Raw genomic sequence first — 20,281 nt, 5'->3', positions numbered from 1 at the left:
CCCTTTTTAAGCCGATGTACACTTTTCAAATTGCTCTTGGAACCACTTTCCATCTAAATCTTTCCCAATGACAACCATTTCACTCATCCGTTTTTCATTTCGCTCCCAAGGTCGATCTGCGTGACCTGCGAATAACATATGAACACCCTGAAACACTACTCTATTATCTAAATTTTCAATGTTAAAAATTCCTTTGTAACGGTACATACTAGGTCCAAGTATTTCAATAACTGTATCCATCCACATTTCTACTTTTTTTAGGTTTAATGGCCTATCCGTTCTTAATACAATTGCTTTTACATGGTCATCGTGATGATGGTGGTGATGTTCACTTAGAAAATTAGGTGCTATTTCAAGCTTTTTATCTAAATCAAAGGAATATAAATCTAAGATTTTATCTAATTCCACATGACTATGCTCTCCATATTGAATAGCAGCAGATGGATTGATTCTCCTTAACCTGTTTTCCAATGTAGTTAATTCTTCTTCACTCACTAAATCTACCTTGTTAAGGAGGAGCACATCTGCGAAAGCAACCTGTTCTTGTGCTTCATGTGATCTGTCTAACTGATCATGAGCATGATAGGAATCAACTACGGTAACGATGGAATCTAAATGATAGTATTCGGATATAGAAGGATCTACGAAAAAGGTTTGAGCAACAGGACCTGGATCTGCAAGACCTGTTGTTTCAATAACGATGCGGTCAAATTCTAACTTCTTCTTTTCATCACTACTACTTCTTTTTTCTTTTAATTCATGAAGAATACGAATCAAATCTCCTCGTACAGTACAGCAAATACACCCATTATTCATTTCAAAAATTTCTTCATCAGCACCAACTACTAATTGGTTATCAATGCCAACTTCCCCAAACTCGTTAACAATAACGGCAATCTTTTTCCCATGATTGGCACTTAAAATATAATTTAGTAGCGTGGTTTTCCCAGCTCCTAAAAATCCAGTTAAAACTGTAACAGGAACTTTATTACTTTTATTCATTTTTACTTCCTCCAATTTATAGTATTGCCATCGATAAATCGTAATGATCACGATTTATACCTTAAAAAAATTTTATCACTAAGTTTTACTTTAAAGTTTTTTCATAAAAGTGCTGCTATTTTTCAACACCTTTATAAGCACTTACATCAGCCAATAGTTTATCCAATGCTTGCCACGCCATTAAAGCACAGTTGTGACGCGCTCGTAGTCTGTATACCCCCCGTAACGACATTGCATCCCCAAGATCAATATCGTCATTGGACTGTTTACCCTTACGAATTAATTGTTCAAACTCATTCCTTACTATGGAGACATTATTTAAATCCTTATTTTTAATGAGCTCTGTCATCATAGAGGAGGAAGCCATACTAATACTGCATCCCTCCCCTTCAAAGGCAACATCGTTAATTCTTTCCCCTTCTAATTGAATGTATAAGGTTATTACATCCCCGCAAGTAGGGTTTTTATAATGGACCTTCCGTACATTCTCCCCTTCTAATCGCTTGTGATTGCGCCTATATTTCGCATGCTCCATGACTAACTTTCGATATAGATCATTAAGCATTTAATCCCTCCCCTATCTCTGTATGTAAATCGTAATAATTACGATTTACATACAGTTTAATGGATTTAATACTCACGGTCAAATTCATTTATATAATGGTCAAAATAAAAAAAACATCGTATCTGTTTAATTAAATCTCTCTGGATGAATCTACCCTCAGTTGTGGTTTATCTATGGTGCTAAGACAATCACTGTTCCTCATATACTAATTGAGATTGATTTCAATTAAATGGAAGGAGGAGTGATGTGTGAAGAACTTTACCCTTAGGAAAACGTACCATCCTTATATTAGTCCTTTCGATCCCTGTCCACCAGTTCGCGAGAAGACATATTATACTCCGGCCCAACTTTATTTAGGTTATCAACCCCAGAACTTAGAACAATTTTCACCAAAAGAAGCACTGAAGGCTGGAACTCTATGGAAAGTATTTTATGATCCTTATTACGGACCCAATGAGAAAAGGAGAGGTCCTTATGAGTAATAAGCAGCTGCCTCAAGAGTTTTATACGATGATGGAAGAGCTTCAAACGTTAGACTTCGTTCTAGTTGAGTTAACTTTATACTTAGATACTCACCCTGATGACTATAATGCAATAACACAATTTAATGAATTCTCTCACGCAAGAAGAATCTTAAAGAATCAATTTGAAGAAAAGTTCGGTCCGCTCCAACAATTTGGTAACAGCTATAGTGATTATCCATGGAATTGGAACGATCCACCTTGGCCATGGCAGATATAAATAAGAAGGGGGAGAAAATATGTGGATTTATGAGAAAAAGCTGCAATATCCAGTAAGGGTAAGCGAATGTAATCCTAGACTAGCTAAATATTTGATTGAACAATATGGCGGAGCCGATGGTGAACTTGCCGCTGCACTCCGTTATTTAAACCAACGTTATACGATTCCAGATAAAGTCATTGGTTTACTCACGGATATTGGAACGGAAGAATTTGCCCATTTAGAAATGATCGCAACGATGATTTATAAGTTGACGAAGGATGCCACCCCAGAGATGTTGAAGGCGGCAGGAATTGAGGATCATTACGTGAATCATGATAATGCGTTATTTTATCAAAATGCTAGTGGTGTTCCTTTCACAGCATCCTATATTCAAGCAAAAGGAGATCCAATCACAGATTTATACGAAGATATTGCTGCAGAAGAAAAGGCACGGGCAACCTATCAATGGATTATTGATATGAGTGATGATCCAGATTTAAATGACGGCCTTCGTTTTCTTAGAGAAAGAGAAATCGTTCATTCGCAACGTTTCCGTGAAGCAGTAGAAATGCTTAAGGAAGAAAGGGACAGAAAGAAAATATTCTAAATAAACACTTAAAGTCCCCCAGCATCAAGTCTCCTTAAAAGATAAATAGATACAGGGGAAATCCAAGATGAACCGATTTCCCCTGTAATATCAACTTCCTTTTGATTTTTAACAAAATGTAAAAATTTCACTTCGTTACTTACATATTTCCATTTCATTTCAGGGAATAGTAATACAGTTAAAAAAAGGAGGTTACATACATGACTCATGAACAACATAATGAAGACGATATGTTAACGAATCGTCAGGGACATCCAATTACAAATAACCAAAGTGTCCGAACGGTAGGTAATAGAGGTCCCACAACATTAGAGAATTATGATTTCTTAGAAAAAGTGACCCACTTTGATCGTGAAAGGATTCCTGAACGTGTCGTACATGCCCGTGGAGCTGGTGCGCACGGGTATTTTCAGTCATACGGTAAAGTTGGAGATGAACCTATCTCTAAATATACTCGTGCTAAAGTGTTTACGAATACGGAAAATCAAACTCCAGTATTTGTTCGTTTTTCCACAGTAGTGCATGGAGGGCATTCCCCTGAAACATTGCGTGACCCAAGGGGATTTGCTGTAAAATTTTATACGGAAGATGGGAATTGGGACTTAGTCGGAAATAATTTGAAGATTTTTTTCATTAGAGATCCGTTAAAATTTCCAGATATGGTACACTCCTTTAAACCAGACCCAGTTACAAACATACAAGACCCTGAAAGGATGTTTGACTTCCTATGCCAAACTCCTGAGTCCATGCATATGATTACCTTTTTATTTTCACCATGGGGCATACCTGCCAATTATCGAGAGATGCAAGGCTCAGGTGTGCACGCGTATAAGTGGGTAAACGAAGAAGGGAAAGCAGTATTAGTAAAGTACCACTGGGAACCTGTTCAAGGAATTAAAAACTTGACCCAAAAGGAAGCAGACCAAATACAAGCCAAAAACTTTAATCATGCTACTCAAGACCTTTATGAAGCAATTGAACAAGGAGATTATCCAGAATGGGAGCTTTATGTTCAAATTATGGAAGATGGGGAGCATCCAGAGTTAGACTTCGATCCATTAGACCCTACAAAGCTTTGGTATAAAGAAGACTTCCCTTGGTATAAGGTCGGTAAAATGGTCCTTAATAAAAACCCGGAAAACTATTTTGCAGAAGTGGAACAAGCTGCATTTGGAACAGGTGTCTTAGTGGATGGGCTTGATTTCTCAGATGATAAATTACTCCAAGGGAGAACATTCTCGTACTCTGATACACAACGCTACCGTGTGGGATCTAACTATTTACAACTGCCAATTAATAAGGCCAAAAAGCATGTTGCAACCAACCAAGAAGGAGGACAAATGGATTTTAGAACGGATTTTGGAAAATATCAAAATCCACATGTAAATTATGAACCTTCTATTATTGGTGGTTTAAAAGAAGCGGAGAATCCAGGTAAAGAACATGAACCTTATGTTGAAGGAAATTTGAAGAGAGAGAAAATATCAAGGGAAAATAACTTTGGACAAGCTGGTGAAACATATCGAAGATTTAGTGATTGGGAGCGTGAAGAATTAATATCTAACCTCTCTAGTGCTCTCGCTGCTTGTAGAAAAGAAATTCAAGACCGCATGGTAGACATGCTCACTCAATGTGATGAAGACTACGGAAGAAGAATTAAAGAAGGAATAGAAAAAGCAGGTAATGATAATCTTGATACAAAAATGGATGAAGCTGTTAGAGAAGCAGAGGAAATGGGACACCCATCTGACCCATATTAAAAATGAGGACTGGGACAAAAGTGTTTAATTAATGAGAAATCGGAACGGAGCATATAAATCGCTTCGGAAATATACTTCGCTATGGTATTGCATTGTTCGTATTTTCATTTAAACACTTTAGTTATGTCCCAGCCTCATTTCTATAATTTCTTAACCGCATCCATGGAGCCTCTCGGTGCATTGTCCATATTATCTTTAATAACTATTCATCTGAACTTTACTGAAGGTTGTAACCCTTTCTTTTTACAATATTCGTTAGGGCAATGATAAAATCATAGGAGTCGGTAGGAATCTCTGTTCTTATAAATTCTAAGCCCCACTTTTTACATAATGGCTGGCAATCATATCCGATATCATATAAGACTTCAATATTAGAAGTAACAGATAACAAATCACATGCTACATCTTCCACAAAAGGGGCAGTATGTTTATAAGCGGTATACCCTTTCACTTTAGCTTCAAAATAGGGTTTCAGCGAGTGTATTAAAGCCTCCCCTTGGCGTTCTGTGATCGAGCATAGAAGGTCTGTTTTTCCAATATTATAGATATTGTTCTTTAACAGCCTCCATTCCTCCTCACTTGGTGCATTGCCATGGCGTATATGCGTATAGTATTCTTTCAGATTGTCCATAGAACCAGGTGCTCCATAGGCAAAAATTATCACACTAGACATCACTTCCACTCACTTTCATCATTTAATTGGCTACTTTCAAAGCTATTAAGCATCCCTGTTTTTCGTACGTGGTCTACTGATTTATTAAACAGTCGTTTCCTCCATACTTCCTTCTAAATCTAAATACGTATTTCTTAGCTCATTTAACTGCTCTTCTGTCGCTTCCCAATACCCTCGCTGGTTGCTTTCTAATAAGGTTTCTACCATGTGAAGATAAGCCCATCGGTTATTTTCCGTACATCTTTTTTTCAACTCTTCATTTTCAATATAAGTAGAGTGGAGACGATTAAAAATCCAGTTATCCACTTTATTTGTAGTGGCTGCTAATCCTAAAATATTTTCAAACCTTTCCGCAATCTTTTGTACACCGTGATAATCATGCTCTAGCATGGCATCGATCCATTTCGGATTCGTTATTCTTGTTCTTACCCCTCTTGCAATGGCATGCTCCACGTCTTCCGTTTCAATTTGACTTGTGGTTGTATCACTTATATAGACTTCTGCCTTTGCCCCTTTGGCATTCTCTACCGATTTAGACATTCCACCGAAGTACTCATAATAGTGGTCTAAATCTACTACTTCATGTTCAGGCGTACTGCGAATTTGCGAGATGATTTCAACCTTCTTTAAATGGGTAGTTAGTAGTTCTTTCATCGGTTTACCGTAGTGATTTTTCGTATACACATGCTGTAAGCTGTTAAGGTAGGATTGACCAATTTGAGCTTCCTCTTCCCAATTTTTCGTTTCAATTAAACTTGTAACATTGGTACCGTATTCCTCTTCCGAAGGACCAAAAATACGGGCGGAGGCTAGCTCCATAGCCTCTTCATTACCTAACCCCTCCGATTTTAACTGCTCTAAAATTTGATTTGTATTTCTTTTCATAAAGTTTTCTTCTTCTGTTTCCTTACGTTCACTTATTTGGATGAATAAGTCACTAAGATCCTCTATCATATTAGGGAACATGGCTCTAAACATGCCGCTTATATTTAATACCACATCGATTCTTGGCCGTCCTAATTCTTCGATTGGAACTATTTCATACGTCTGCCTAATCATTCCTGGCCGATGGATCACTTTAATACCTAAATAATGCAGGATTTGTCCTAACGTTTCCCCTTGTGTACGAGATGTCTCTAAGCCCCAAAGAACAACCCCTACCTTATCTGGATAATTACCCGTTTTATTTAAATATTTCTCTATCGTCTGATCGGCTACTTTCTTCCCTCTTTCATAAGCACTTTCGCTAGGAACGAGCCGCGGATCAAATTGATATAAATTACAGCCTGTTGGAAAAACGGAAGGATCCCGTACCATATCTCCTCCTAATCGAGCAGGGATGAACTCACCGTTTAGAGCTTTTATTAACCCTTCTAATTCATTGTTTTGCTGACTAGCTGTATAAGCTTCCATACCGAACTGGAGTGTGTCTGTAATCTGCTGCTTTAACTCTTCTTTACCAAATACATGATGGCAAAGTTTACCTTCTGTCACATACTCTTTAATAAGTTGATCTACTTCTTCATTAATCATTGCAATCTCTTTTGTGTTATTCTCCCCTGTTAAAACATCATAATTTAATTGTTTGGATTCCGCTATGAGCTTAGGGAGTGACTTGATACTGCCCCGATCAAACTTCAACACGAATTTCATATAATCCGCTGCTTCCTTCTCCGAATAGGCTGTACCAAACACATGTAGCCCAGTCGGAATTAAGGAACTCTTTATACGGTAAAGCTCTTTTTCTAATTCCTCTATATCTTCCACAGCAAAATGTAATTCTTTTGATTTTTCCATTAGCTTTTGTTCTAATTCTTTCCCTTGCTCTGGATTGGTTCTTTCCACTTCATGATATTCATTAAACAGCGTCTCTAATGGCAGCAGCTCCCCATATAATTCACTTTCTTGGAATGGCGGAGACTGATAGCTAATAAGAGCGGCATGAGAGCGGCGTTTGGCTATCATGGCTTCCGCTGGGTTTCCAGTATAGTAAAGATATAAATGAGGAATATCATTAACTAATAGGTCAGGGTAGCAGTCACCTGACATGCCACACTCTTTTCCAGATAGAAATTCTAATGTGCCGTGTGTACCTACATGGATAATGACATCCCCTTTGAACTCTTCCTTTAACCACTGGTAATACGCAATATACTGGTGATGCGGCGGCAGGCTTTTATCATGGTATGACTTCTCAGGGTTCTCGTGAATACCGCGAGTTGGCTGCAAACCGATAAATGTCTGACCTTCCATAACCCCAGGGATTAAAAATTCACCTTCATCCGTCATCATGGTTTGTGTTCGTCCCCATTCTTTTTCTACATCGTTTAGGATCTTGTCATTAAGCACAGTCTCATATTTATCTCTTTTATAGCGAATATAATCAATTTGTTCATCACCGCTTACCCATTCAGGTGAATTTACGATTTTCCCTTCAACAAACTTTTTTTGTAATTGTTCTTTCGTTAAAACAGGGATCTCGTATCCTTCCTTATGAAGGCGTTTTATTATTGTTTCTAAGGAAGCCAACGTATCAAGGAAAGATCCACCAAAGACGTTCCCTTCTCCTGGAGGATAATTATATCCAATAATCGCTACCTTCTTTTGATGATTTGGTTTTCTCCTAAGATTCAGCCATTGTTCTACTCGAGAAACTAATTTCTCTGCACGGTCTTCAATTAAATGGAGTTGCTTAATTTCCACATCGAACGCTTCATTTCGTTCTACTGAATCCATGACACCTACTGGTATCGTTTCAATATTCCCGTCCAGCTCCGGAAGCATAACAGAAACGGAAAATTCTGAAGAAGTTACCCCTTGTGAAGATGCTTCCCAATCTTCTCTTTTTCGTCTTGTAATAAAAAATGGATGTAAGACTGGTACATTTAATTCTTCCAAAAATTGCTTGCCAATTTCAGGGTTTCCCCCTACAGGACCTGCCCCTAAACGGAATGGTACAAAGTTCAATAGGAGATCAATTCTTGATCCATTACTGTCTATTAAAAATTTCCGTAGTTTCTCTATTTCCTGCACACTTCCCCTTGAATAGGAAATAGGTACAACATTTGCAAACTTCTGCAGTCTTCGCATCATTTCTGAAATGGCGTCTGTTGTACGAACAGGGTAGCTGTAATTCGTAAATACAATCCCAACAGATGGTTTCTTTTCATCGAATTCACTATGTTGAACGAGTTCTTCATAAGAGCTAAAAATCTGATCCGTTATTGGATTATAGATAGCTGTTTCCTGTACGCCTTTTGGAACATCGAAGGAGGGAATCGCTGCTTTTTCCGTACTGGATAAACCGAAATAGCTTCCATATCCTTTTAAAAGGAAGAAAAGAAGACTTTTCATATTTGTTTCTCCAGCTAATCTCCAATATTCTACGATTTTTATGTAATTCTTAAAATCCTGTAGTTTTTCCTTTGATAACTTCTCACTAAGTCTTTGCTTTTTTTCTATTAAGCTTAATGGACGACCGTGTTGCTTCTCCCCTTCTAAATCTTGAGCAGATAAACTTCCTAGCTTAAAATAGTTTTGAAGCTCACCTCTTTCACCATTGATGGGAACTACAAACTGGGTCGATAATGATAAACTACTTATTACTTCCTGATTTAGTTGTTGTGGCGTACCATGTAAATCTAGTAACACTATTTGAGAATCTATAATTCGAGCTTTCATTTTTGGTATTTGAGCTTCTACATAATTTTCCACATCAAATAATTGTAAATCAATTAATTCCCCGACCGTTTTCGGAATTCTACTCTCATACGTATGAATAAGGTCACTAATTGCCGCTGTCGATGTAGTTAATACCGTTATCTTCATTAATCTTGCCTCCTCCTTGAATCAGATGTTCTTTTTAACTGCTTCGTAAATACTGGATGATTTCATTTCATCAAGTTTAACGTACATTCCACCGAGGTGTTCGGCCAGCTTTTTCGCCAACCCTAAAGGAACCCTGCTTTGTTCTGTATCAATGATAAGAGAAGGAACATTTTCATTTCTGATTTCTTTCGCGATTATCAGGGCTTCATCTAATGGTGGGTACTTACCACTATAGGCTTCGTTTGCCCTTCCATCTGTAACAAGAATTAGAAAAGGAATTATATTAGATCCCTGTTGGTTTACATGATTTAATTTCTCATAACCTTTTACTAGTGCTAAAGCTAAAGGGGTTTTTCCTCCCGTAGGTAATTCCTTCAATTGTTTATGTGCCATATCAACACTGCCAGTAATATCTAAAACGACATCGGCACGGTTGTTACGAAAAGCTATCATTCCAACTTCGTCTCGCTTTTGGTACGCATCTTGCAACAAAGAAAGGATGGCTCCCTTTACTGCCTCCATTCGCTTCTTTACTCCCATAGACCCACTAGCATCTACTAAAAATAACAACGTATTACCAATTGTTTTTTCTCTTACCTTTTGACGCAAATCTTGTTGTTCAATGGTAAAAAATATTCCTTCTCGTTTTGTACGATTTTTTTGGTAAGGTGCAGCTGCACGTAGCGTAGGAGCTAATGCTAAATCTGTTACTTTGCCACGTGGTATAGTCGCTTTAACATAACGTCCCTGTTTCGTTTCTGTCCTTGCAACGGAACGCTTCCCGCTACCTTCTCGTACCTTCTGGTCGCTAATAAAGGCTTTAAGATCCTTTAAAGCCTTTATATCCATTTCTTCACCGATCTCTGCTATACCCTCTTGTTCGTTCGGAATAGGGTGGTTCGGTTTTTTTTCGTTTGGATCACTATCTTTTTCCTGTGAGTCCCCTTCATTAACGATTCTATTTAAAGGAGAAGAATTTGTATGCTCTGAATTCGTGCTTTCTTCTTCCGCCTGTTCATTCTGTTGCTCATCTAGATCATTTGCCATCTCTTCTGCCTTGTTGGATGGATTTTCATTATTTTTCTCCGACTGTGGTGTAGAAGAGTTTTCTTCTTTCTGTCGGTGAGGAAGGACATATTTAGCAGCCTCATAGAAGTCCTCTGTTTTAACTTCTTCTCTTCCATCTAAAGCAGCCATCGCCTTCGCCGTTTCAATTAAAACTAAATCACTACGATGCCCTTCACAGTTTGCCTCCTTAGCAATTACAGCAGCATCGCTCATCATTTTTTCCGTAACATTCATCGAGGCTAAACGTACTCTACTCTCTTCGACTTTCTTTTGAATTGCATGGGATTCATCTTTAAACTGTTCCATAAAGGTTTCCTTATTTGTTTCAAACGCTAACCTTCTTTTCATTACTTCTACCCTTGTATTGACATCTTCTTCCCCTTCTACATGGACATATAATCCGAAGCGGTCAAGAATTTGCGGTGATACATTACCTTCCTCAGGGTTCATGGAGCCAATTAAAATAAATTGTGATTCATAGGAAGCAGAAATTCCTTCTCTTTCTACAACGGTAATTCCTGATGAGTTGGAATCAACGAGCATTTTTATAATATGCTGGTTCAATAGATTCACTTCATCAATATATAAAATCTGCTCGTGCGCTCGATGTAATACACCAGGCTTAAACTGCTTTATTCCCGTTTGAATTGTTTTTTCTAAATCAACATCTCCCACTAATTGATCTTCTGTAATGCTAAGGGGTAATTCGATCACCTTTTTTTCGGAATCAATATGTGATATACCGCGAATAATTGTAGATTTAGCCGTTCCTTTTTGACCAGATAAAAGAATTCCCCCGATTTTTGGATTTATTAAGTTTAATAGAATCGCCTTTTTCACAGAGGTTTGACCGACGATTGCTGAGAATGGATAGGTACTGATACGTTCCACGCTTATTTGACCCTCCCTTACACGACCTCAAGTTCATTAATGAGAGCATCCACTTGTGTCATATCTACACCTTTGTCTTGGAAAGGGGTTCTCCTCATACGATGCGGGTAAACAAATTTTGCAACAGTTTGAACATCTGCTGGTAGGATTTCGGTTCTTCCTTCAAAGACAGCCAAGGCTGCTGCCGCTTTTAGAACGGTCAAATCTGCTCGATGTCCGTCCACTTTTAACTGGATCGATAGCTTTGCAATCAGTTCATAAATATAATCTGGTACCTTTACGTCCCTCAAAAGTTCTTTAGCCAGTTTAATCTTATTGGCTAATTTCTCTTGCTCCTTCCTATATTTTTGTTGGAACTTCCCTTTGTCTTCTTCAAATTCCATTCTTCTTCGGATAACATCTACTCGATCCTCTAAATGCTGCTCTCCAATTACTTCTACAGAGAGACCAAAGCGGTCAAGGAGTTGAGGACGCAAATCACCTTCTTCTGGGTTCATTGTCCCCACTAACATAAACTGGGATGGGTGTGAGTAAGAAATCCCTTCTCTTTCAATCGTATTTACACCCATTGCTGCCACATCTAGTAAAACATCGACAAGATGGTCATCTAATAAATTAATTTCATCTATGTATAAGATTTGCTCATGGGCTTCCGATAAAATACCAGGTTCGAACTTTTTTTCTCCATGTTTAATCGCTTGTTCAATGTCTAACGTTCCAATGACACGATCTTCTGTCGCATTCAATGGTAATTCTACAACCTTACTATCTTTTAATAAATCGGCTAAAGAACGAACAGCTGTAGACTTCGCCGTGCCCTTTTCTCCTTTTATAAGAACCCCGCCAATGTTTGGGTTAATACTATTTAAAATAAGGGCAAGCTTCATTTTCTCCTGACCCACAATGGCAGTGAGTGGATAACAAATTCTATCTGCTTTCATGATGTGTTTTAACCTCCAATTAACGTTTTATTTTTTCTATCATTCAATTCAGCATGGTGTGCTAACTCTTGTGCGATACAAACTGGTTTACCATGTTTTTTATCAATCCAAATATCTGCTTCTACTCCAAAAACACTTTTTAAGGTATGCTCATTCATGACTTTAATTGGAGATCCTTGTGCAAAAATCTTTCCATCCTTTAATACGATTAGTTCGTCTGAATATCTCGAAGCATGGTTCATATCGTGCAATACCATCACGATAGTAATTCCATATTCCTTGTTAATCGATGTGACAAGTTCCATTACTTCTAGCTGATGAGCGATATCTAAAAATGTTGTCGGTTCATCTAGAAGAAGAATGGATGGTTTTTGAACAAGAGCCATTGCAATCCAAGCTCTTTGCCTTTCTCCCCCTGATAACGTATTTACTAATCTGTCGGTAAAAGAAGTTAAGCCTGTTTTTTCTATTGCCCAACTGACTATCTCTTTATCCTCCGAGGATAACCTCTCCCAGAATCGTTGGTGGGGGAAACGGCCATATTCCACTAAGTCCTTTACGGTTAAATAAGGAGGGGATTGAGGGGACTGAGATAAGACTGCCATGATTTTAGCAACCTCTTTTGTGTTCATTTTATGGATAGCGCTTCCATCTAAATAAACCGTACCTTTTTGTGTCTTTAAATTCCGTGATAATGCTTTTAAGATAGTACTTTTCCCTGAACCGTTTGGCCCTAAAAGGGAATATATTCTTCCTTCCTTAATAGAAAGATCGAGAGATTCCACAATTAATTTTTCTTCATAGCTTAAGTCAATCTGTTTCGCTTCTAAGATATCCATTATGTCTCCCTCCTTAGTAAATAAAGAAAGAATGGTGCCCCTACAACTCCCATAATAATTCCAACCGGAATCTCTACTGGGGCAAATACTAAGCGCCCAATGGTGTCACTAAAAGTAACAACGGCAATACCTAAAAAGCACGATGCTGGCACAAGGAAGCGATAGTCATTACCAATGAGCAGCCTGGCTGCATGGGGAACGATTAGCCCAACAAATCCTAACAAGCCAACAACACTTACAGCACTTGCAGCAAGTAAAGAAGCCACTGCTGTCATCAAAATTCTCGTTCGCTCTACATTTAATCCTAACCCTCTCGCTGTTTCATCTCCTAATAGTAAAATGTTCATCCATCTGGTACCAATAATGGCTAATGCAATGCCGATTAAACTGTAGATAATGATCATATCTACGTGGTTCCAACTTCTCGCTGATAACCCACCTACCATAAACATAAGTGCACCATGTACCCGGTCACTGTAAAAAATCATTAAGGCAGAAATCCATGATCCTAAAAATGCAGAAACAGCTACACCAGCCAAAATGATACGAATAGGTTGTATTCCTCGCTTCCATGCAAGAATATAAATCATAACCGCTGCGAACATAGCACCTAGAAATGCACCTATTGGGACAAGGTTTTCATATTGAGGAAATAATACGAGGATAATAACACCTGTTAAGCCAGCCCCAGCACTAATACCGATTATGCCTGGATCAGCTAACGGATTACGCATAACACCTTGTAAAATAGCTCCAGCTAAAGCTAAATTGATACCAACTAAGGCACCGACAATGACTCTAGGAAGACGAATATTCCATAAAACCTGTTGCTCCGCATCCGTAGGCGAAGTCAAAAATGTCTTCCAAATGGTTGACCATGATATATCCATTACTCCCTTTGACAGACTAAAAAAGATACTTAAAATGGATAATAGGATAAAGCTTGAAATAACAAAGAGACGCCATGTTCGGCGTTCTCTTAAGTTACTCCAAAAAGATTTTTTTTCAGTGACTGTATTACTCAACATTTCCAAAAACCTCTGGATATACAATTTCAGCTAAGTAGCGAATAGATTGATGATACTCAATTCCAGGATTAGATAAAAATAAGTTTCCTGGCAAGAAATGTACATTATCCTCTTGAACAGCTTTTAATGTTGACCAAGCGGGACTGTTTTTCATATCTTGATCCATTCTATCCTCTGCAACAGTTCTTTCACCATGATGCACAATAAAGATGAAATCAGGATCCTCTTCCACGATCTTTTCTAAACTAAACGGTGTCTGCGTTGGTCTGCCCTCAATAGGTGACGCTCCTTCTGCAATATTAGTAAGCCCTAACATATTTGAAATTTCACCGGAAATCGTATTTTCCATTTTTACAGAAACACTGCTTGGGGTAATATTAAAAATAACTACCTTTTTCTCTTCACCTTCAGGAATCTCTCCCTGAATAGCAGCTATTTCTTGTTCAAGATTGGCAATATGCTGTTCCACCATCTCGCTGTCACCAAGGAACTTTCCATACAATCTAGCATTTCTTTTTACATCATCTATTAATTTCATATCTAAGTTAATAAACGAAATATTACTATCTGCAAGAATTGGGATTAACTTTTCATGTAACACCGTATTCCCAATAACTAAATCTGGAGCCAAAGCGACTATAGCTTCCACATTCACATTCGTATGGTGACCAACATCTTCAATTTCCTCTGCTCCTTGTGGGATACTATGAGGGCTTAACGTCGTTCTGGCAATTGCTTCTCCACCAAGATCATATAAGAGAGTTAAATGAGATGGTGATAACACAACAATCCTCTCTGGCTTTTCCTCTAAAACTACTTCATTTCCTAAATCATCCATTAAAGTTATGTATGTTTCAGCTTCTTCTGTCGTGCTTTCTTCTGCTTCTTCGTTATCTGCTTGTGTAGTTTGTTCTTCTTCGTTCTCTAATTCACTAGATTCTACTACTTCTGTACCTTCTGCAGAACAAGCAACTAACATAATGACAAACAATAAACTAAAGAATAAAAATTTAATATTAATCATTTTTATTTTCCTCCAATTTTTATAAATCGTAATAATTCCGATCGTAACGATTACGATTTACATTGTAATTCCTTTGTTTTAAAATTGTCAACAAAAATTACTTTCGAAGAGTGCTATTACTTTTTAAAAAGAGTTTCAACATAACAAAAAACCAAAGAGTAACCGAATCTCAGTTTACTCTTTGGCTAAAATTGATTATATCTTTTGTGCTTAATACCTGCCGTTTCCGTTACCATAGAGGCTTCTAATACGGCATTAGGGTCAATGGATAACACTCTCTCTTTTAACTTTGGATACATAAATCTGTTAGTGATGCAGTAAATAATCTTTCTCTTTTCTTTTAAATATCCACCTTCACCGTGCAAATAAGTGAGTTGGACATCTAGTTCCTCGATTAATACCTTTCCAATTTCATCTGGTTTATCCGATATTATAGTAATCGACTTTTCCTGATTTAATCCATCCAGCACAAAATCAATGGTTTTAGAAACAATAAAGAAGATTGCAATAGAAAACATAGCTTGTTCCAGTGAAAATACAAAAGCAGCTATTGCTAGGATGATTGCATTAATACCAAATAAAAAAGTACTAAAGGGAATGTGGTATTTCTTATTAACCCAAATTCCTATCATTTCCGTACCATCGACGGCTCCACCCATTTTTACAACCAATCCAATACCCACTCCAAGGAGTAAGCCACCATATAAAACAATTAATACTTCTGAGGTAGTTATTGGAAGCATTGGTGCCATCCACATTAGACCAATACTCGTTACTACGTTTGCATATAAAGTTCGTATTACAAATTTCCTTCCCATGTACTTCCCTGCAAAAAGGAGTGTAGGAATATTAAGGGTTATAAATACAATCCAAATTGGGAAATTCCAAACAGCGTTTGACATAATGGCAATTGCCGTTACCCCACCGTCAACAAGTTCATTCGGAGCAAGAATGAGTTCAAGTCCAGCCGCAACGATAAGTGAACCACAAGTTAAAGTAAGATATTCCAAGAACTTTGACATAGATTCCCCCCTTAGACATTTACTATTTATATTTATAATTATACCAACTAATAGGGAGAATCATAATTAATAACACCTATGTAAACCCTCTGATAGAGTATTCTGTCGCAGTTAATATAACCCTCCATGATTTTCTAGTTTACTATATTTCATTTAGGGTCGCCATCTGACCATCACCAACTTGGAGCGAAATATTCCATCTTTATTTTTTATTTATTGGAATAAAAGATGTAAAAATTTAGGATGATATACTTTGTTAAGTAATTTACAGATATTAGGAGGATAAAATGATTACCAATTATTCCGAATTCGTTCCAATCAAAAAAAACTACAAGCAAGAAAAAGTCAACCTAGAGGATCTCTTTAAAAAACCATTAATTCATCGGCAAATTAAGGGCGATGAAATATATACTCCGTTAGATCCCAAAAGACTATGGGGTTTCTAATGATTAAACTAAATCAAGACCCCCGTTAAGTGAAGCTTTATTAAAAATCAGGTTATTAAAGGAATCTTTAATAACCTAATCACTATTCCATAAAGTAACCTCTTTTGTATTTACTGTCTTAATCCTTTGGCACTTCAGCACGATTCGATCGACGAAGTGTCAATACTTCTCTTATGCTTTGACACTTCAGCACGATTTGAGCAGCGAACTGTCAATACTTCTCTTATGCTTTGACACTTCAGTGCGATTTGAGCAGCGAACTGTCAATACTTCCTTTAAGCTTTGACACTTCAGCACGATTTGAGCAGCGAACTGTCAATACTTCCTTTAAGCTTTGACACTTCAACACGATTACATCATCGAACTGTCAATACTTCTCTTATGCTTTGACACTTCAGCACGGTTTGATCAGCGCACTGTCAATACTTCTCTTATGCTTTGACACTTCAACACGATTCGATCGACGAAGTGTCAATACTTCCTTTAAGCTTTGACACTTCAGCACGATTCCATCATCGAACTGTCAATACTTCCTTTAAGCTTTGACACTTCAACACGATTACATCAACGTACTGACAATCCCCATTAAACCCGCAATAAAACAATACCTACAAAGACGCCAACCAAGGTGGTCGTTTGCATTAGTGTCAATTTTTCCTTGAGATATAGAATGGATAATAACGCCACAACTAAGCTGTTCGTGGCGAAAATGGGAGAAATGATGCTTGCAGGACCCGTTTGCAGCGCCACCGCGTATAACTGCATACCGCCGTAAGAGAAAAGTCCGGTGACAAGGCCAAGGGCAAAGCCCTTACCTTGCTTGGCCCCCTCCTCCATCTTTGTTTCCTTCGACATAAGGTAGGCATAGACAGACCACACTGCTCCCACGAAATAGCCGACCATTAAGATTGTCGTGTTTGGCAAGGCCATTTCTTCTGTCACTTTCAGTCCCCCGTTCCGCAAGAAAAACAGGACAGTTGCCACTAAAGCATATACGTACCAGATTCTGTTTGGGATACTCAATTTTTCCTGGGGGTCAAGGGGAAGGATGCTGATGGCTACAATAATCAGGAGAATACCTATATATTCTAATATCCCAAGACGCTCTCCGTAAAATAACACGGACATAATGACAATGAGAAGAATGTTTGTATTGACGATAGGGGAGGTGAGACTCGCAGGGCCGTGCTGGAAGGCTCTCATCAATAGTAGATTCCCGAACGTGGAGCCAATGCCCACGACGATACCACTGAGGATGATCATTGGGGTGAGATAAAGTACACCTTCCAAATTTGCCGTAACGATAAATGCCAACGTGCCACTTCCATAAACGCCACCGAAGAAAGGGAGCAGTGGCCAGTTTTTGAAAGAATTTATTTTAAAAAAGAATGTGGAAATTCCAAAAACAACAGCGCTCGCAACGGCGAGAACAAACCAAGTGGACATAGACAATACCTTCTTTTACTTTGAAATTATTATTACACATCTGTTACACAGCGAAATCCGAGGTGCCCAGCTGAGCTATCTGGAGTGTTTGAGGTACGTGCAGCGACTCGATAACGGTTACAGTAAGATTTATGACACATATAGGATCCGCCTCGCATCACCTTTGTTTTTCCTGTTGAAGGCCCCTGAGGATTTTCCCGTCCCCCCCGATTATGAATACTTTTGCTAAACCAATCAGAACACCATTCCCACACATTTCCCGAAACATTATAAAGTCCATATCCATTCTCAGGGAAAGATTTTGCAGGGGCAGTTCCTGCATATCCATCTTCCTCCGTATTCTTATGAGGAAAATCCCCTTGCCAAATATTGCAATGATGGACGCCATTTGGAGTCAGCTCATCTCCCCATGGGTACTTTTTCCGTTCTAGACCTCCACGTGCAGCATATTCCCATTCAGCCTCTGTTGGCAAACGTTTCCCTGCCCACTTACAAAACGCAATCCCGTCGTTCCAGGTGACATGGACAACAGGATGATCCATTCGGTGTTCAATCGTTGAGTTCGGCCCTTCCGGTTGGTACCAGAAAGCTCCTGTAACAGCATACCACCAAGGTGTACTAACTACTCGTTTTACCTGTCTCGTATCCTCTTTGGATAAAAATCCATAATAAACATACGACCACCCAAACTTTTCTGTCTCTGTTATATACCCTGTATCGTCGACAAACTCCTTAAATTCCTTGTTAGTAACTGCATAACTATCCATTAGAAAGGAGTTTATCTTCACCTTCCTAACAGGTCCCTCCCCATCGGCGATAAAGCCATCTTTATCAGTCGTGCCCATTAAAAATTCTCCACCAGGAATATACACCATCTTTTCTTTAAATAAGATTTGGTTGGGTGCATTTTCTTGAAAAGTTTCTATTTCTGTTGTTTTTAATTCTATCTCAGGGCTCATTCTACTTACACCACAACACGAATTATCTTTATTCCCCATTATTTTATACACCCTTTCCTTAGGAGAGGAAGAGGCAATTCTCGTATCTTCCTCTACATGACGCAACTATAAGATTCTGTTCAAAACTCCCATGTCTTTATAGACACCGTGATATAGGAAAACTATTTTTGGCTGTGCTAGATTTGAAGGTTGATTTACACAACTACTTTTTTCACAGTATTTTCATTCCTATTGCCAACATTTCTATCCATCATTATTCCTTTTTATAGACTGTTTCCCCATTGATTACTGTTCTTTTTATCTGTAAGTTAGGATCCATTATAACAAAATCAGCACATTTTCCCGAACGAATACTACCGATCTTATCTTGAAGTCTGACGCTCTTCGCTGGGCTTAAGGAAGCGTGATGCCATGCTTCATATAATGACATTCCCGTCCACTCAGCTACTTTTTTTACACCGTCTTTTAAGATAAGGGTGCTACCAGCAAGTGATCCAAATGATGTCTCTGCTTTACCATTTGAAATGTGTACATCATACTCTCCTAACTTATACGTTCCATCCGGTAACAAGCCTGCTCTCATGCAATCTGTTATAAGTACCATTCGATCTTTTAACATACGACTCGTAATCACCACAACATTCGGGTCAACATGATAGCCGTCACAAATAATCTCACTATAGGTTCCCTCTAATCGCAAGGCAGCCCCAACAACACCTGGAGCTCGGTGATGTAATCCGCTCATACCATTATATAAATGGACAAAAACAGATGCACCTTTTTCGACAGCTTGCTGACATATACTAAAATCAGCATCGGTGTGTGCAAGTGAGATGGTAATTCCTCTTTTTACTGCTGCTTCTATAAATGCTATTGCCCCTTTTCTTTCTGGAGCTAGGGCAATTTTCTTGATTTTATCATCCGATAACGTAAGCCACTTTTCCAACTCTTCAACACTTGGATCACAAAAATAATATGAATTTTGTGCCCCCTTATGCTTCTCCGTAAAATATGGCCCTTCTAAAAAAATTCCCTCTATAACAGCACCTGCTCCCCCCTCCTTTGAGGCTAGACTGATGCTCTGTATTACTTTATTTATCGTATCCATATTTCCTGACAAGGTTGTTGGTAGAAAACGTGTTACTCCTAAAGATGGTAGGATCTTCGATATTTTCTGAATGGACTGAGATGTTCCATCCATTACGTCATACCCTGCAATACCATGAATATGTGTATCGAACAAACCAGGTGCCACTATATAATTAGACACATCAACGACTGGAAGCTGCTCTCCTGGTAAACTTGTAAAATATTCTCCAAATACACCATTCTTCACTTCCAAATAGCCACCATGGGCAATCTTATCTTCTAACCAAAATTCTCCTGCTTTAACGTAAAATCCCCTCATATTTAAGCAATTTCCCTTCGTACTATTCTACTTCTTCCGATGAAAGACATT

19 protein-coding genes are annotated in these 20,281 nt (G+C 38.3%); 5 read left to right on the top strand and 14 right to left on the bottom strand.

All coding sequences use genetic code 11. The features are described 5' to 3' along the window. Nucleotides 1–6 precede the first annotated feature (6 nt). Together J2S74_RS00580 and sufU are read right to left on the bottom strand one after the other, a co-directional pair. Complete coding sequence (locus J2S74_RS00580) at nt 7–1,002, bottom strand: CobW family GTP-binding protein (protein WP_307320508.1); 996 nt, start codon at nt 1,000–1,002, stop codon at nt 7–9. Between the two features lie 115 nt (nt 1,003–1,117). Then, the gene (gene sufU / locus J2S74_RS00575) at nt 1,118–1,567 is read right to left on the bottom strand and encodes a Fe-S cluster assembly sulfur transfer protein SufU (protein ID WP_307320505.1); all 450 of its coding nucleotides are present in this window, start codon (nt 1,565–1,567) and stop codon (nt 1,118–1,120) included. A gap of 248 nt (nt 1,568–1,815) precedes the next feature. Here sufU and J2S74_RS00570 point away from each other — a divergent pair, with 248 nt between their 5' ends. From J2S74_RS00570 to J2S74_RS00560, 3 genes are read left to right on the top strand one after another with little or no spacing between them, the layout of a single operon-like run. Then, on the top strand, nt 1,816–2,049 hold the full coding sequence (locus J2S74_RS00570) for a spore coat associated protein CotJA (RefSeq protein WP_307320501.1): 234 nt from the start codon (nt 1,816–1,818) through the stop codon (nt 2,047–2,049). Continuing rightward, nucleotides 2,042–2,308 carry a spore coat protein CotJB gene (locus tag J2S74_RS00565; RefSeq protein WP_307320499.1) on the top strand — a complete coding sequence of 89 codons (267 nt, stop codon included), beginning with the start codon at nt 2,042–2,044 and terminating at the stop codon, nt 2,306–2,308. The genes J2S74_RS00570 and J2S74_RS00565 overlap by 8 nt, the downstream gene beginning before the upstream one ends. A 19-nt stretch (nt 2,309–2,327) precedes the next feature. Beyond that, the gene (locus J2S74_RS00560; protein ID WP_307320495.1) at nt 2,328–2,897 is read left to right on the top strand and encodes a manganese catalase family protein; all 570 of its coding nucleotides are present in this window, start codon (nt 2,328–2,330) and stop codon (nt 2,895–2,897) included. 8 nt (nt 2,898–2,905) lie between these two features. Here the strand turns inward: J2S74_RS00560 and J2S74_RS00555 are convergent, their stop codons facing one another. Beyond that, nucleotides 2,906–3,028: a hypothetical protein gene (locus J2S74_RS00555; RefSeq protein WP_307320492.1), complete on the bottom strand. Its 123-nt coding sequence runs from the start codon at nt 3,026–3,028 to the stop codon at nt 2,906–2,908. Nucleotides 3,029–3,097: 69 nt separating this feature from the next. On the opposite strand from J2S74_RS00555, the gene J2S74_RS00550 reads away from it, so the two are divergent. Beyond that, nucleotides 3,098–4,657 carry a catalase gene (locus J2S74_RS00550; RefSeq protein ID WP_307320489.1) on the top strand — a complete coding sequence of 520 codons (1,560 nt, stop codon included), beginning with the start codon at nt 3,098–3,100 and terminating at the stop codon, nt 4,655–4,657. 217 nt (nt 4,658–4,874) lie between these two features. Here the strand turns inward: J2S74_RS00550 and J2S74_RS00545 are convergent, their stop codons facing one another. The 8 genes from J2S74_RS00545 to J2S74_RS00510 form a co-directional block, all read right to left on the bottom strand. After that, the gene (locus J2S74_RS00545; protein WP_307320486.1) at nt 4,875–5,330 is read right to left on the bottom strand and encodes a hypothetical protein; all 456 of its coding nucleotides are present in this window, start codon (nt 5,328–5,330) and stop codon (nt 4,875–4,877) included. 84 nt (nt 5,331–5,414) lie between these two features. Continuing rightward, on the bottom strand, nt 5,415–9,158 hold the full coding sequence (bchH, locus tag J2S74_RS00540; protein ID WP_307320484.1) for a magnesium chelatase subunit H: 3,744 nt from the start codon (nt 9,156–9,158) through the stop codon (nt 5,415–5,417). A 21-nt stretch (nt 9,159–9,179) separates the two neighbouring features. Further along, complete coding sequence (locus tag J2S74_RS00535; RefSeq protein ID WP_307320481.1) at nt 9,180–11,117, bottom strand: AAA family ATPase; 1,938 nt, start codon at nt 11,115–11,117, stop codon at nt 9,180–9,182. Between the two features lie 17 nt (nt 11,118–11,134). Next, a complete protein-coding gene (locus tag J2S74_RS00530) occupies nt 11,135–12,058 on the bottom strand; it encodes a magnesium chelatase ATPase subunit I (protein WP_307320478.1) in 924 nt (307 codons plus the stop codon). Nucleotides 12,059–12,066: 8 nt separating this feature from the next. Continuing rightward, complete coding sequence (locus tag J2S74_RS00525) at nt 12,067–12,897, bottom strand: ABC transporter ATP-binding protein (RefSeq protein WP_307320475.1); 831 nt, start codon at nt 12,895–12,897, stop codon at nt 12,067–12,069. Further along, the gene (locus tag J2S74_RS00520; RefSeq protein WP_307320472.1) at nt 12,897–13,925 is read right to left on the bottom strand and encodes a FecCD family ABC transporter permease; all 1,029 of its coding nucleotides are present in this window, start codon (nt 13,923–13,925) and stop codon (nt 12,897–12,899) included. The genes J2S74_RS00525 and J2S74_RS00520 overlap by 1 nt, the downstream gene beginning before the upstream one ends. Beyond that, entirely contained in the window at nt 13,915–14,949 is a 1,035-nt protein-coding gene (locus J2S74_RS00515) for an ABC transporter substrate-binding protein (protein ID WP_307320470.1), read from the bottom strand. Before J2S74_RS00515 ends, J2S74_RS00520 begins: the two co-directional genes overlap by 11 nt. Nucleotides 14,950–15,134: 185 nt before the next feature. Then, the gene (locus tag J2S74_RS00510; protein ID WP_307320468.1) at nt 15,135–15,971 is read right to left on the bottom strand and encodes a YitT family protein; all 837 of its coding nucleotides are present in this window, start codon (nt 15,969–15,971) and stop codon (nt 15,135–15,137) included. A 287-nt stretch (nt 15,972–16,258) separates the two neighbouring features. Here J2S74_RS00510 and J2S74_RS00505 point away from each other — a divergent pair, with 287 nt between their 5' ends. Next, complete coding sequence (locus J2S74_RS00505) at nt 16,259–16,417, top strand: hypothetical protein (protein ID WP_307320466.1); 159 nt, start codon at nt 16,259–16,261, stop codon at nt 16,415–16,417. A gap of 585 nt (nt 16,418–17,002) precedes the next feature. Here J2S74_RS00505 and J2S74_RS00500 read toward each other — a convergent pair. The 3 genes from J2S74_RS00500 to nagA form a co-directional block, all read right to left on the bottom strand. Then, on the bottom strand, nt 17,003–17,863 hold the full coding sequence (locus tag J2S74_RS00500) for an EamA family transporter (protein WP_307320464.1): 861 nt from the start codon (nt 17,861–17,863) through the stop codon (nt 17,003–17,005). 32 nt (nt 17,864–17,895) lie between these two features. Further along, entirely contained in the window at nt 17,896–18,861 is a 966-nt protein-coding gene (locus J2S74_RS00495) for a formylglycine-generating enzyme family protein (protein WP_370875925.1), read from the bottom strand. 214 nt (nt 18,862–19,075) lie between these two features. Continuing rightward, entirely contained in the window at nt 19,076–20,230 is a 1,155-nt protein-coding gene (nagA, locus tag J2S74_RS00490) for an N-acetylglucosamine-6-phosphate deacetylase (protein ID WP_307320462.1), read from the bottom strand. Nucleotides 20,231–20,281 lie beyond the last annotated feature (51 nt).

The organism is Evansella vedderi (assembly GCF_030813435.1).
GTDB lineage: Bacteria > Bacillota > Bacilli > Bacillales > Salisediminibacteriaceae > Evansella > Evansella vedderi.
This window is presented reverse-complemented; position numbering and strand designations above follow the sequence as displayed.

Bases quoted from the DNA above. Each gene is read 5' to 3' on its own strand.
- J2S74_RS00580 (WP_307320508.1), bottom strand. From the start codon at position 1,002: ATGAATAAAAGTAATAAAGTTCCTGTTACAGTTTTAACTGGATTTTTA.
- sufU (WP_307320505.1), bottom strand. From the start codon at position 1,567: ATGCTTAATGATCTATATCGAAAGTTAGTCATGGAGCATGCGAAATAT.
- J2S74_RS00565 (WP_307320499.1), top strand. From the start codon at position 2,042: ATGAGTAATAAGCAGCTGCCTCAAGAGTTTTATACGATGATGGAAGAG.
- J2S74_RS00560 (WP_307320495.1), top strand. From the start codon at position 2,328: ATGTGGATTTATGAGAAAAAGCTGCAATATCCAGTAAGGGTAAGCGAA.
- J2S74_RS00550 (WP_307320489.1), top strand. From the start codon at position 3,098: ATGACTCATGAACAACATAATGAAGACGATATGTTAACGAATCGTCAG.
- J2S74_RS00545 (WP_307320486.1), bottom strand. From the start codon at position 5,330: ATGTCTAGTGTGATAATTTTTGCCTATGGAGCACCTGGTTCTATGGAC.
- bchH (WP_307320484.1), bottom strand. From the start codon at position 9,158: ATGAAGATAACGGTATTAACTACATCGACAGCGGCAATTAGTGACCTT.
- J2S74_RS00530 (WP_307320478.1), bottom strand. From the start codon at position 12,058: ATGAAAGCAGATAGAATTTGTTATCCACTCACTGCCATTGTGGGTCAG.
- J2S74_RS00525 (WP_307320475.1), bottom strand. From the start codon at position 12,897: ATGGATATCTTAGAAGCGAAACAGATTGACTTAAGCTATGAAGAAAAA.
- J2S74_RS00520 (WP_307320472.1), bottom strand. From the start codon at position 13,925: ATGTTGAGTAATACAGTCACTGAAAAAAAATCTTTTTGGAGTAACTTA.
- J2S74_RS00515 (WP_307320470.1), bottom strand. From the start codon at position 14,949: ATGATTAATATTAAATTTTTATTCTTTAGTTTATTGTTTGTCATTATG.
- J2S74_RS00510 (WP_307320468.1), bottom strand. From the start codon at position 15,971: ATGTCAAAGTTCTTGGAATATCTTACTTTAACTTGTGGTTCACTTATC.
- J2S74_RS00505 (WP_307320466.1), top strand. From the start codon at position 16,259: ATGATTACCAATTATTCCGAATTCGTTCCAATCAAAAAAAACTACAAG.
- J2S74_RS00500 (WP_307320464.1), bottom strand. From the start codon at position 17,863: ATGTCCACTTGGTTTGTTCTCGCCGTTGCGAGCGCTGTTGTTTTTGGA.
- J2S74_RS00495 (WP_370875925.1), bottom strand. From the start codon at position 18,861: ATGGGGAATAAAGATAATTCGTGTTGTGGTGTAAGTAGAATGAGCCCT.
- nagA (WP_307320462.1), bottom strand. From the start codon at position 20,230: ATGAGGGGATTTTACGTTAAAGCAGGAGAATTTTGGTTAGAAGATAAG.